This window comes from Methanohalobium sp. (genome assembly GCF_018609725.1).
GTDB lineage: Archaea > Halobacteriota > Methanosarcinia > Methanosarcinales > Methanosarcinaceae > Methanohalobium.
Genome location: NZ_JAHENT010000138.1, coordinates 1 through 13,672, shown reverse-complemented (window position 1 = coordinate 13,672; position 13,672 = coordinate 1). Strand labels below are relative to the sequence as shown.

General features: G+C 36.8%; 13 protein-coding genes and 1 pseudogene. 7 read left to right on the top strand and 7 right to left on the bottom strand.

The features are described 5' to 3' along the window. The 3 genes from QZ276_RS09395 to QZ276_RS09385 all read left to right on the top strand — a co-directional run. Window positions 1-562: pyridoxal-phosphate dependent enzyme (locus QZ276_RS09395; protein WP_292487409.1), on the top strand; the 562-nt coding region annotated here is incomplete at its 5' end. Window positions 563-588: 26 nt separating this feature from the next. Next, window positions 589-3,483: a leucine--tRNA ligase gene (gene leuS, locus QZ276_RS09390; protein ID WP_292487407.1), complete on the top strand. Its 2,895-nt coding sequence runs from the start codon at window positions 589-591 to the stop codon at window positions 3,481-3,483. A 128-nt stretch (window positions 3,484-3,611) separates the two neighbouring features. Further along, complete coding sequence (locus QZ276_RS09385; RefSeq protein WP_292487406.1) at window positions 3,612-5,396, top strand: Cache 3/Cache 2 fusion domain-containing protein; 1,785 nt, start codon at window positions 3,612-3,614, stop codon at window positions 5,394-5,396. A 1-nt stretch (window position 5,397) separates the two neighbouring features. Here the strand turns inward: QZ276_RS09385 and QZ276_RS09380 are convergent, their stop codons facing one another. Together QZ276_RS09380 and QZ276_RS09375 are read right to left on the bottom strand one after the other, a co-directional pair. Then, entirely contained in the window at window positions 5,398-6,174 is a 777-nt protein-coding gene (locus tag QZ276_RS09380) for a carbon-nitrogen family hydrolase (RefSeq protein WP_292487404.1), read from the bottom strand. A 34-nt stretch (window positions 6,175-6,208) separates the two neighbouring features. Continuing rightward, window positions 6,209-6,817 (bottom strand): hypothetical protein, encoded by a 609-nt coding sequence (locus QZ276_RS09375; protein WP_292487402.1) that lies wholly within the window; start codon window positions 6,815-6,817, stop codon window positions 6,209-6,211. Window positions 6,818-6,976: 159 nt separating this feature from the next. Between QZ276_RS09375 and QZ276_RS09370 the strand changes: the two genes are divergently transcribed. The 4 genes from QZ276_RS09370 (at window position 6,977) to QZ276_RS09355 (ending at window position 9,492) form a co-directional block, all read left to right on the top strand. Then, window positions 6,977-7,468: a pyruvoyl-dependent arginine decarboxylase gene (locus QZ276_RS09370; protein ID WP_292487401.1), complete on the top strand. Its 492-nt coding sequence runs from the start codon at window positions 6,977-6,979 to the stop codon at window positions 7,466-7,468. A gap of 177 nt (window positions 7,469-7,645) precedes the next feature. Further along, window positions 7,646-8,155 (top strand): ArsR family transcriptional regulator, encoded by a 510-nt coding sequence (locus QZ276_RS09365; RefSeq protein ID WP_292487399.1) that lies wholly within the window; start codon window positions 7,646-7,648, stop codon window positions 8,153-8,155. Beyond that, window positions 8,152-8,940 carry a winged helix-turn-helix transcriptional regulator gene (locus tag QZ276_RS09360; RefSeq protein WP_292487397.1) on the top strand — a complete coding sequence of 263 codons (789 nt, stop codon included), beginning with the start codon at window positions 8,152-8,154 and terminating at the stop codon, window positions 8,938-8,940. Before QZ276_RS09365 ends, QZ276_RS09360 begins: the two co-directional genes overlap by 4 nt. A gap of 15 nt (window positions 8,941-8,955) precedes the next feature. Beyond that, window positions 8,956-9,492, top strand: a complete 537-nt coding sequence (locus QZ276_RS09355; RefSeq protein WP_292487395.1) for a metallophosphoesterase — start codon at window positions 8,956-8,958, stop codon at window positions 9,490-9,492. Window positions 9,493-9,497: 5 nt separating this feature from the next. Here the strand turns inward: QZ276_RS09355 and QZ276_RS09350 are convergent, their stop codons facing one another. From QZ276_RS09350 to QZ276_RS09330, 5 genes and pseudogenes are all read right to left on the bottom strand, one after another. Next, window positions 9,498-9,734 (bottom strand): hypothetical protein, encoded by a 237-nt coding sequence (locus QZ276_RS09350; protein WP_292487393.1) that lies wholly within the window; start codon window positions 9,732-9,734, stop codon window positions 9,498-9,500. Between the two features lie 188 nt (window positions 9,735-9,922). After that, a complete protein-coding gene (locus QZ276_RS09345; protein WP_292487391.1) occupies window positions 9,923-10,489 on the bottom strand; it encodes an RPA family protein in 567 nt (188 codons plus the stop codon). Next, window positions 10,490-11,425, bottom strand: coding sequence for a replication factor A (locus QZ276_RS09340; RefSeq protein WP_292487389.1), 936 nt, complete (start codon window positions 11,423-11,425; stop codon window positions 10,490-10,492). It lies immediately after the preceding gene. A gap of 117 nt (window positions 11,426-11,542) precedes the next feature. Continuing rightward, a complete protein-coding gene (locus tag QZ276_RS09335) occupies window positions 11,543-13,354 on the bottom strand; it encodes a cation:proton antiporter (RefSeq protein WP_342765720.1) in 1,812 nt (603 codons plus the stop codon). Window positions 13,355-13,522: 168 nt separating this feature from the next. Further along, window positions 13,523-13,672, bottom strand: a pseudogene (locus QZ276_RS09330) ([dimethylamine--corrinoid protein] Co-methyltransferase); the annotation flags it as partial.

Genomic DNA, 13,672 nt, shown 5'->3' with positions numbered 1-13,672 from the left:
GGAGTTTAATGTCCCCGATAGAGTAGTACTGCCAGTTGGAAACGCTGGAAATATCACAGCTATTTATAAGGGCTTTAAAGAATTCATGAACATAGGTATAACTGATAAAGGCCCCCAGATGACCGGTATCCAGTCCGAAGGTGCTGCTCCGATTGTGGACGCTTATAGAAATGGTAGAGAGGATATCACACCTGAAAAAAAACCGGATACAATTGCAACCGCGATACGTATCGGAAACCCTGTAAATGCAAAGAAGGCATTAAAGGCTATATACGAATCCAATGGAATGGCGGACACTGTTACCGATGATGAGATTGTACAGGCTCAAAAAGACCTCGCCCAGCTTGAGGGTATAGGTGTCGAACCAGCAAGTGCATCATCTGTAGCAGGACTTAAAAAACTGGTTAATGAAGGAATAATAGAAAAAGACGAAACTGTGGTATGTGTTACAACAGGTCACCTACTCAAAGACCCACAGGAAGTAGTTGATACATGTCCAAAACCTGTTGTTGTGGATGCTACGATGGAATCGATAAGAAATGCGGTGTTTTCGGATAAATAAGGTTTAATCAAAGGATGGTCTTTACAATGCTTCAAGATTATAAACCACATGAAATAGAAAAAAAATGGCAGAAACGCTGGGATGAAGAAAAAATATTTGAAGCCGACCCTGACAACAGAGAAAAGTTTTTAATCACAGTGCCCTACCCCTATTTAAACGGTAACCTGCACGCCGGTCATACAAGAACGTTTACCATAGGTGATGCAGTAGCAAGACACAAACGGATGAAAGGATACAATGTACTGTATCCTATGGGGTTCCACGTCACAGGAACACCTCTTGTTGGACTTGCTGAACTTATTAAAAAGCAAGAACCCAAAACCATGGAAGTATATTCCAAATACCATGGTATCCCCCGCAACATTCTGGAGAATCTGGATACCCCTGATAAAATTGTAGACTATTTTACAGTTGAAGCTGAAAAATCGATGAAATCCATCGGGTATTCCATTGACTGGAGACGTAAATTTACAACTACAGAAGAAGCCTATAAAAAATTTATTGAATGGCAGTTCAACCTCCTGTACAAAAAAGGTTACATTGTAAAGGGTTCACATCCTGTTAAATGGTGTCCCAGCGACGATAATCCTGTTGAAGACCACGACATCCTTCATGGTGAAGAAGCAAACATTGTGGATTACACTCTTATTAAATTCAAATACGATGATGTTATAATACCCTGTGCCACCCTTAGACCTGAAACTGTTTTTGGAGTCACAAACCTCTGGGTCAATCCTGAAATTGAATATGTAAAAGTGAAAGTCAAAAAGGATGGAGACGACAAGTCTGAATATTGGATTGTGAGTAAAAGGACTTATACAAAGCTTCAATATACAGATAAAGATGTTGAATACATAGAAGATGTCCCTGCCAGTTCCCTAATTGGTATTGAGGTAGAAAACCCAGTTACAGGGGATGACGTCATCAGTCTGCCTGCTTCTTTTGTTACCGATGAATACGGTAGCGGAATTGTTATGAGTGTGCCTGCTCATGCACCCTATGATTATCTGGCACTCAAGGATATGTATGATAAAAACTTGAGTGAATATGGAATTAATAAAAATCCAAGAGATATTCAATTTATATCATTAATAGATGTCTCCGAATATGGAGAATTCCCTGCTGTTGAAGCTGTTGAAGAGTATGGTGTTGTAGACCAGAACGATTCACGTGCAGAGGATGCTACCAAAGCCGTTTATCGTAAAGAGTTCCACAACGGTGTCCTGAAAGAAAACACCGGTAAATATGCAAATATAGAGGTATCAAAAATAAAAGACATACTCACCCAAGACCTTATTGAACAGAACATAGGAGAGATTTTCTATGAATTCAGTGAGCCTGTAGTCTGTCGTTGTGGAACTCCCTGTGTAGTAAAAATGGTTCGAGGTCAATGGTTTTTGAATTATTCTGACCCTGAATGGAAGGAGAATGTTTACCGATGTATTGACCAAATGGACATCATACCGTCTGAATACAGAAATGAGTTTAAAAATAAAGTGGACTGGATCAAAGACAAAGCATGTGCCAGGAAAAAAGGACTTGGAACCCGTTTACCTTTTGACAGACAGTGGCTTATCGAATCCTTGGCTGACTCTACCATATACATGGCATATTATATAGTCGGAAAATTTGTACAGGAAAATTTTACACCTAAACAAATGGTTCCTGAAACGTTTGATTTTGTACTGCTTGGTAAAGGAAACTTAGAAGATGTTGCAGAAAAAAGCGGTATTGATAAGGATATATTGGAACAAATGCGGTATGAATTTGAATACTGGTATCCTGTCGATTTGAGGTCATCAGGTAAAGACCTTGTTCCAAACCATCTGATCTTTTTCCTTTTCCACCATGTTGCAATATTTGATGAGGACAAATGGCCTCAGACAATCGCTGTTAACGGATTTGTTTCTCTTGAAGGGGAAAAAATGAGCAAGTCGAAAGGTCCATTATTGACACTAAATGATGCTGTGGATAACTATGGAGCGGATATATCAAGGGTCTATATATTATCAAATGCTGAACAAACACAGGATGCTGACTGGAGATCCAGCGGAATTGAAGCTACAAAGAAACAGATAGAAAGATTCCACAACTTTGCAAGAGAGATATTGGATTCTGGCCTATCCCAGAACAAAGAAAGTGAACTGCATCAAATAGACAGATGGATACTTAGCAGACTCCAGCATAATATAATGGATACAAATGATGCACTGGATGCAATAAAAACACGTAACGCTTTACAGAATTCATTTTTCTTCCTGTCCAATGAAATAAAATGGTATCAGAGAAGAGGCGGAGAAAAACTGCTTTATGATATACTTGATACGTGGGTTCGCTTGATGTCTCCGTTTGCCCCGCATATCTGTGAAGAAATCTGGGAATCTATGGGTAATAAAGGACCTGAATTTGTATCCCTTGCTCCATACCCAGAACATGACCCAGAACTTATCGATAACGCTGCAGAACTGGGTGAAGAATTAATCAATAACACATTATCTGATATTGAAGAGATAATAAAAGTTACAAAAATCAACCCCAAAAAAATTGTTATCTACACATCACCTGAATGGAAAAATGAATCCTATAAAAGGGCTCTTAAAATGCACAATGAAGGCAACCTTAACATCGGGAATCTGATGAAGGATTTGATGCAGGATCCTGTAATAAAATCCTACGGGAAAGAAGTACAAAAATTTGTGCAAAAAATAGCTCCAAACATTACCAGTATGGACAGGGAAAAATTCGACAAAATCTATAATGCAGATTTGGATGAAGAATCTGTATTAAAAGAAAATCTGGGATTTTTTGAAAAAGAAACCGGATGTACAGTAGAAATTGATAACGCTGATAATCCCCAGTATGACCCAGATAATAAATCCAGATATGCAGCCCCTTTAAAACCTGCTATATATATAGAATAAGTAGAGGGACGACCATTAATTGTCCCTTATACATTTTTTAATCTGAAGCAAAGAGAATAAATTTAAAAGTAAAGGATGACAAATATCCAGTTACCAAATCTGTTGTTTTATTTAAAGGAGCTAAATAAATGAAACTTCAAGATATAAGATTAAACCGTAAGCTTATAGCGTTTGCATTAATCTTATCTATTCTACCAGTATCACTGCTGGGTCTTTATGCCTATGACCAGACTCAGAATTACATTGACAGTGAATTAAAGGAAAAACTACAAGACCAGGTTAAACTGGAAAAAGATTATATTAATGCCACATTCTCCACTGCAAGAGAAAAAGTCAGCAATAACCTGAATACATCAAGTGATGAATTGTATTCCAGAGGTATTCCTGATATTGTAGATAACAAAATGGTTGTTAACGGATATGTTGTCAATAACAATTCAGATATTGTAGTCGACATAACAAACCAAATAGGTGGAAGAGTTGCTATATTTAAAGTTAAAAACAACAGAGCAGTAAAAATATCAGAAAGCATTGAACAAAATGACAATAAAAATTATACAGAAACTGAAAACTTTGCATCTGATAAAGTATACAGAGAAGTAGTAATAAAAGACAATACCTATATTGACCGTTCAAAAATACAGGATCAATGGTACCTCAACGCCTATCGCCCTATAAAAGATTCTTCTGATAAAACCATTGGAATACTCTGTGCCGGTATACCAGAAAAGCCTTTTATCAATAAAATAAAATCCCAGATGAAAGACATTGTTATCGGCGAAACCGGTTATTATTATGTAATTAATTCTGATGGAAAAGTGATAATTCACCCAAACCTTGAGGGAGAAAATGTTCTCAATTATGATTTTGCAAAAGAAATGATAGCAAAAAAGGAAGGTAACATCAAGTATATATGGAAAGGTCGGGACAAACTGGTTGGCTATACCTATTATGAACAGAGAGACTGGGTGATTGCATCAGGTGCTTTTGTTGAGGAATTTTATGCACCACTGCATAATATACGGGATAGCCTTACCATTGTCGTGATTGCTTTTGCATTAATGGGTTCAATCTTTGGCATATGGTTCTCAAGGACTATTACAAAACCTGTGGATGAAATGCTTGAAGCAGCCAATAAAGTTTCAGAAGGTGATTTTGATGTAGAGATTAAAAATACATCAAAAGACGAAATCGGTCAACTGTCAAAAGCATTGAATTCAATGATAACAAACCTCAGGGATTCGAATAATCTGAAAGATCTTTTTACAGATATATTACGACACGACCTTCTAAATCCTGTAACCATTATTAAAGGATATTCTGATGTACTGCTTAAAATGGAAGATGATGAGAAGAAAATAAAGACACTTGAAACTATAAAACGTAATACAAACAAGCTTATCAATATGATAGAAAATGCATCCAAACTTACAAAATTGAATACTGTAGAAGAACTTGATTTTAAACGGCTGGATATCAAATCCATATTCGAGGAAGTGATTAACAATTATCAGCCTACATTAGACGAAAAACAGATGGATGTGGATTTTAGAGTAGAAGGAGAATATCCTGCTAGAGCAGACCCCTTTATTGAAGATGTATTTTCCAATCTGTTATCCAATGCTATAAAATACAGTCCTGAAAAGAGTAAAATAATAATCGAAATCCATGATGCAGATAAATTCTGGGAGATAACAGTTACTGATTTTGGAGAAGGGATTGCAGATGATAACAAACAACTGATATTTGAAAGGTTCAAACGTGCTGAAAAAGGTGGAGTGAAAGGGTCAGGACTTGGACTTGCCATTGTAAAAAGAATTATAGAACTCCATGGTGGAGAAGCAGGTGTAAGAGACAATCCGCAGGGCAAGGGTAGTGTTTTCTGGGTCACGGTTGAAAAATATCAGGAATAAATCACCAGTAAAGGTTAGTACGTCTGTCACTTAAAACAGTCATTTTTTCACGGATTTTACTGGTCTCATCAAGGTCAATATTGTAGAAGATTATAGCTTCACTGTTTCCTGCATCTGCTTTAACATTACCCCATGCATCAATTATCATAGAACCACCTGAATAGGTAGAATATGGGTCGCTTCCGGTACGGTTGCACGCAATATGTGGTACCTGATTTTCGATTGAACGTGCTTTAACAAGCGTATACCAGTGGTTTATTCTGGGATCTGGGAATTCTGCTATAGTTACAAGAACATCAGAACCCGATAATGTTAATTTTCTTGCGATTTCAGGAAAACGGAGTTCATAACAAATTACAAGCCCGACTGTGAAATTTTGAAGCTCGACAGGATTGATTGAATCACCTTTAGAAAAATAAGATTTCTCACGTCCGAAAGGATGGGTTTTCCTATAGAATCCAGCAAATCCACCTGATTCAATACAGAATCCAAGATTATAATAGGATTGTTCCTTTTTTTCAATTATTGAACCAATAATTGTACAATCATACGTTTTTGATACAACTGCAAGTTTTTCCAGTGTTGGATAGGGATAGGTTTCTACTGATAATTCCATATTTTCATAACAAAACCCTGTGGAAAATACTTCAGGCAAAACGATGATATGTGCGCCATCCATTGCAGCCTTCTCAGACATTGATACCGCTTTATCAATATTGTATTGTTTATTACAATGAGATATATCCATCTGGATACATGCAACATTTAAATCTGTCATTGATATTGACCCCTTTATGTTAAAATGGATTACATTAAAAAGATAACTTGGTTTGCTTTGTTTTTGGAACAAGACCCCTGATATCTACGAATTCTTTCATGAGTTCAATAAGTATTTCATTTGACATTTGGATGATGTTTTCATCATCACTTTTTATTTCATATGCCCTGTCTCCTGATGGTATGTCAATTCTTGTAATGTCAGATCGATATTTTTTGAGGTTTGTATCTGTTGATTCCTGAACAATGTTGGCAAAATCATCCACTTGGTTTTGTATCTGTTTTTCACTAAAACCAATTAATTTAAGTTCCTGCCTGAAAACCGGTCTTTCAAACAGGTTGAATGCAATATATATTCCAACTGGAACACGATAATCAAAATCCAGTTGTTTCAGATGGTCACAAAGCAATGAATAAACGTCTTCAGAAGTCTCATCTGAATCATCCATCAACCTGTAAATTTTAGATGGAGGAACTTCAATTTCTACAAGTTTATCCATATCCTTGAGTGCACGTAAATATCCGGTCAGAAATAAACGGTGTTCATCATATCCTTCATTCTTTAATTCCCGGGTAATGCCGCTGATTGATAACTGTCTGCCATCCAGAATTTCATTAATTTTTTTATAGAGGTCTTTGGGCATATTATCTCTGCTAACTTAGATAATCTATCAGCATAAAATTATCGGTTTTGTTTTTAAGGTATATAAAGAACAAATATTTATTAATAAAAGGGCAATTTTTAAAAACTATTAACAACATCAGTATTCCCTCTATAAATTAAGAACATCTTGTAAACAAATATGAACCTAGTACCAAAAAAAATGTTTTTTACCAGTGGTATCGGCAGACATTCAGAACATCTGGAGTCTTTCGAAGCAGCCCTTCGTAATGCAGGTATTGAAAAATTTAATCTGGTTACAGTAAGCTCTATTCTGCCTCCAAATTGTAAAATCGTATCAAAAGAAGAGGGTTTGTCAGAACTGTATCCAGGTGAAATTGTATTCTGTGTTCTCTCAAGAATTTCATCGAATGAACCCGAAGACCAGATAACTGCCTCAATAGGGTGTGCAGTTCCCAGCGACCAGAATACAATAGGGTATATCTCTGAATACCACGGAGCAGGACAGACAAAAACTTCAGCAGGTAATTACGCGGAAAAACTTGCCAGAGAGATGTATCAATCATGGACTGAAAAATACCCATTAAAAACCACGCATATTGCAATAACTGCTGAAGCAGATGATAAACTAAAATGGACTACTGCTGTTGCGGCAGCAATTTTTATAATTTAAGAACTGTAAATATCAGTAACATCCGGTAATAAATAAGATGTCTCTGGCTGATTATAAACCGGCAAATACAATCTTTAAAAAATTAAATAAATTTTAATTCACAACACATTTATTAAGTTTAAATTTTATACATTCTATACAGGTTCATACCAAGATATATTGGAGGTCGTAGTAACAATGGGCAAGAGAACTCGAATTATAAATGATCCATCCGAACTGGTTCCGCTCTTAAAAACATTCGAACACCAAAAACATAAACAGGTATATGATGCCCTGTCCAATATGTGGATGTCAGAAAAACAGCTGGAAGAATATATAGGCGATGACGTGACCAGCAGCATCAACATCCTTAAAAAAGGAGGTCTTATTGAAAGCCAATGGCAAATGCCTGAACCCGGTAAAAAACCTGAAAAGGAATACCATTCTGCTTATTCCAAAGTACAGTCCAATTTCCAATGCTCATTAGATGATTTAAGTGATATTATAACACTGGCATTCCAACCCTATGAAGAGATTAAAGATACTTTAGAAGAACTGGAAGAAATGGTCAAACAGGGTAACAATTCACTGAACAATTTGGCACGGTCTCTTAATAAAAGTCCTTTATATTTGCGTTCCCTTGCCAGAAGGTCGGATAAATTATCGGTTATGGGTCAAAGACTCAGAGTTAAAGAGGATACCAAATGATAGACCTCCTGCAGAGTAAAAGCGGGATTACAAAGTTTTTGATTTTGATTGAAGTAGCTGCTCACCAGCCTAACGTTAGACAGAAAGAAATTGCCAGAAAAATCGGGGTGACCCCACAGGCAGTTTCTGAATACATGAAAGAACTGGTCGAAGATGGTTTCATATATTCGGAAGGCAGGGTTCAATACCGAATTACAAAATACGGTGTAGAATGGGTTCTGGAAAATGCAGCAGATATGAAGCGTTATGCTCGTTTTGTAATGAGTGATATTATCAGCCATGTATCAACATGGACTGCTATTGCAGAAAAAGACCTTGACAAAGACGAAAAGGTATACCTTGAAATGCGTGATGGATTGCTCTATGTAAGCAACAACAAAGTTACAAATTCAACTGGTATTACCATTGATGAGGCAAAAAAAGGAGAGGATGTCGGTGTTACCGACCTGAGGGGATTAATCGACCTTGAAGTTGCAAAAATCACTGTATGTAAAATACCAAAAGTCGAACGAGGTGGGTCTAAAAGGGTCGATCTTGAAAGGTTACAAACACTTTCCAAATCTAAATCATATATTGCCGCTATAGGAACAGAATCATTGATAGCACTCAAAAAAATCGGGCAGAATCCTGATGTGATGTTCGGCGCTAAAGAATCAATCGTTGAAGCAGCATTCCATGGGTTACCTTCGCTGGTGCTGGTAATTGATGAAGAAATTACTACGATTTTAAGCCGGCTGGAATCAGAAAACATGGAATATGAATTGATAGACCTTACCAGACAATAAAACAGAGGAGTTTTTATGAAAATTTTTGCAATTTCTGATACGCATATGAAACAGGCACAAATTCCACAGAACCTTACCGGTATTATTGATGATTATGATATTATCATCCATGCCGGTGATTTTACTTCAAAAGGTTGCTATGATGAATTTGAATCTACCGGAAAACTAAAAGCTGTTTATGGTAATGCCGATGACCCTGGACTTAAAGAGATACTTCCTGAAAGAACCAAATTTGAAGTTGATGGTGTTAGAGTTGGGATAATCCACCAAGGAGCGTTATCTGTTACTGATACTCTCGCCTACCGTTATCTTGCTCTGGAAATGGAAGTAGATGTGTTGATATTTGGTCATCTGCACAGACCAATAGTGGAAAAGGAAGACGTTATGCTGGTATGTCCCGGTTCTCCGACAAAACCCAGAATGTCTCCGCCTACTGGAGTAGAAATCACAATTGAGAATGGTTCTGTTACTGGGAATATAATTGAACTTGAGGGAGGTTCATGCGATTCTCTTGAATTAACCCGCAAGTTTATGGAAGAGGAAGAATCATAAATTAATCAATGGTAACTTTCAGATGTTTCAAGTTTGAATATTACTCCCATGTCCTGAAGGCTAAGATGAACTTTATCCCCAAACTCCAATATTTCATATACGTCTACATTATCTCCCCAATCATATACATAATCATAGGGTCCCTGTATAGGCTGAAATCCCAGTGACATAAGCCTATTTTTTATTTCTGACGGTGTAGCCCCACCATCACTGTTATACCATATCATAAGATAGGTTTTCATTTTTTATCACCAATAGATAAGTATAACTTTTTTGTTTATCACAGTTTTGGTTATTAAATAATTAAAAAATTTGAACTGCACCTATCAAGTGTTATTAGCACACTGGACTGATGCATATTTATCAAAAAATTACGAGAATTGGGGTGCAGGGGCAGAGAAAGCCAACGACTTCAGTCGTGGGAGAGCAGTCAGTCTGTTTCTTTGAGTGATTGCAGTGCCTGCTGCACCATCTCATAATAATGTTTCTTATCTGTATTGTAGTGTTCAACCACTTTTTTGATATTAGGTTCATCCTTATCCAGAGAGTTGATACGGTTAAGAGTGTGCTTTGCAGCTTCCAGAACCCACATATCCCGCGTATCTCCATCTACCACACTTATTGATTCGGGTCGAACCGAGGTTATTACATCTCCTTCATCTGTAGTGTAAGTATTGGGTTTCCCCACTATTGCCACAAACGCAGGTTTTTCACATTCTGAAAGAACCTGAGCAGCTTCTGGCTGGTACTGACCAGCGTAAATCAAAAATGAACCGGTAGGGTCTGATACACGTCCGCGGAGAAACTCGGCTTCGGTGCCTATGTCTTCCGTTTCTGTAAGAGTTCCCACTATAAAAAGACGGTTTACCTTTGCACCTGTAGGTGTAAGAAGATACTGCGGAGAATACTGGTCTTCACCATCTTTAAACATCAGATTGGATTCTTTAAATTCCTGAGCAAATACCCGTTTTGCTACTTCTCTAACAAATGCTGCCATTTATACCACCTCAGCCGAGGCAATCAATTCATCAAGTTCATTTTCATCGAATCTGGACTGCTGTTCTATTGTTTCCACCAGAATATATCTATCAAGTTTAGGACCTGTAATCGTGTAATATTTACCCATAAGTTTTTCTTTCAAATAGTCAAGAACTACACTTGGGTCAAGTGCTTCTGATGCCATAGATTTGGCACTCTCAAGGGTTATTTCACCTATATATTCTGTTAGTTCACGGTTTAAAAGTGCTTCATGCACAGATTCTCCATCATCCAAAACAGCTTTAATCCTTAAATCATATACTCCTTCTACTTTTCCATGTTCAGGGCATGCTCCTTTTGATAACGGACGGTTACATTCAGGGCAGCGTTTTATAAGGCCGGAACCAGATTGTATATCTACCATTGCTCCACTGGCTGTAACTGATGATGTTCCTATCTCAATATCTTCATCAATTTCTTCTATGGAACTTGTTTTATTAAGATTAATCTGGAATTTTTCGTTCCATTCACCAACTACTACATTTCTGAAATAATAGGTTTTGTTTTCCTCAACATCAGGAAGATTTGCATTAGCCCATTTTACAAATTTTATTGTACCGGTTGAATCTCCAACAATACCTACCTGAGATATTGATTCATGGGTATTATCCCAAAGCTGGAGGACTTTAGCTTTGACATTAACCCATTTACCATCTTCTACAAGATCTTTAACATTTACAAGAGGCGTTTCTGTCTGACTGCCATAGAATTCTCCTCTTGATATGTTGTATTCTTTCAAAAAATAGTTTGTAACACTTCTCCGTGCTTCACTCATGGGTACTTTAAATTTGGAGGTTAATTTTTCAAGTCTTTCTTCGATATCTTCCTGTGGTATATCTACACCAAAATCAGAGAATCTATCTTTGATTTCTTTTGCGGCTTCTTTTTCATCCATTATAAGACACCTAAATACCTCTTGTTTGTTTTAAGTTGAGAGGTATACAAAGATATGTTTTATTTTTATATAAAAGTAATTAGCAGAATTAAAAAATTGAACCTGTTATATTAGTTTTTATTTTTCAAGCATATCTGCAACCACTTTAGCAGAATCACCTTCACCAATAACAGTTACAATATCGTTGTATTCAAGAACCAAATCTCCATGCGCTATAATTGATTCATCATCCCTTCTAACCATAAGCATTAGACTTTCTCTTGGGAGCGCCAGGTTTTTTACAGCTTTTCCAACTACATTTGGATTAGTAACGGCGATTTCCAGTATCTCACCTTCACCACCTACCTCACACATGGAAAACATATGAGGCCTACCTATCATATCATCAAGAACTATAGCTGTTGTTTTTGCAGGACTCATTGAACGGATATCAAGATCCCAGAAAGCATGCAGGTTTTCTACATCATTAACCCTTGCTACAACTTGGTCTTTATTAAACCCAAATTTACTTTTTGCTACCTGACACACAAGGAGATTGGTATTGTCTTTATCTGTGGTGGCAACTACATATTTTGCATTCTCTATTCCTGCATCTTTTAATATATTCATGTCTTCTACATCACCATGAACTGCTCTAATTCCCGAGTTCATTAATTCATGACACTTTTCTTTTGATGAATCAACCACTACTACATTTTCTCCTCGTTTTTCAAGCCTTTTTGCCAGCAATTGACCTACATTTCCTCCTCCTACAATCAAAATTTCCATTGGTATCACTCCTAATTTATTAGCAAGCGGTTTTGACAACGTACCTGTCATAAAAACGGTAATAATTACTGTTAAAAATACCAGTCCTACAAGAGTTTGACCTCCTTCAATATTTAAAGCATCCAGCCTTATTGCAAAATAGGTTGCTATTGATGCCGGAACAACACCCTTGGGACCTATTAAAGATATGAATAATTTGTCATTTCTTCCAAGTTGTGAACCTATTGTAGTAGAAAATACTGATAGAGGGCGGATTAGGAACATAAGTAACAGTACTATTATAATTCCTGTAACTCCTATCTGGATGATGTTATCAAATTTTAAGAGTGCAGCAAGTAATATAAAAATTAGAGAGAGCATCATCACCACAAGGTCTGATTTGAATTCCTTCAATACCATTTTATAACGTACATTGGAAGTACCCATTATAATACCAAAGAGCGCTACTGCAAGAACCCCTGATTCACTACCTATCATTTCAGATATTACATAGGTACCAATAACCAATGTTAATGTCAACAACCGTGCCGTTTGTGGCGATATGAAAGGTCCTTTGGATAAAAATTTACTGAGTGCAAAACCGCTTAAAACACCCATTGATGCTCCTGCAATAAACCGATAAAATATTCCTGCTATAGCTTCTATACCTGATAGCTGGAAGACAATGAATTCAAAAATGACGGCGGCAAGAATTACACTGGCTGCATCATTAAATACACCTTCAAGTTCAAGGACTTTACTTGTTTTATGGTTAACTTTAACATTTTTTACAAGCGGCGTTATTACAGTAGGACCTGTTGCGCCCATCAATGCACCATAAAGAGCCGCCATTTCAAGCTGAATTCCTAACAGAAAATGCGTTAAGATGGTTGTTAAAATAAATGTAATTAACAATCCAATTGTTGACAATTTCAGAGTACTTTTGTGTATAGTTCTCAAATATTTTAGGTCTAAATTAAGACCACCGTCAAAAACAATGATAGCAACAGAAAGTGAAACCAGTACAGTCAATCCATCTCCCAGTATGTTAGGATCAAAGATGTTGAGAACTTCTGGACCTATAATTATACCTTCTGCAAGTAGAAATAGGATGGGAGGTACTTTAAAGATTTTACCTAATTGCTGCGCCAGAAGTGCAAGTATAAGTACAATTACTGCCAATTGTAGAAAATATACCGATTCCAATCTGATTCCCACTTATAAAATTCAAAAACCAAGATATAAATTTTTAGATTCCACAAAAAACAGTTATCTAAATCTGGTTAATAAAAAAATAAAAAAACTGCAAGACCACTAAATACTGTCAATGGTCTTGCCGGTTAAACTGTTTTATTTTACCTGATTTCTGAATTTTTCACATGAGTTGATCTTGATGTCGAGCAGTTCCTCGATGTTCATCTTGGCAGAGATGCCTTTTGGAGCACCTTCAACAGATGTTAAGACGCCGATACCGAGTTCTTCCCTAAGGTCCCTCATGGT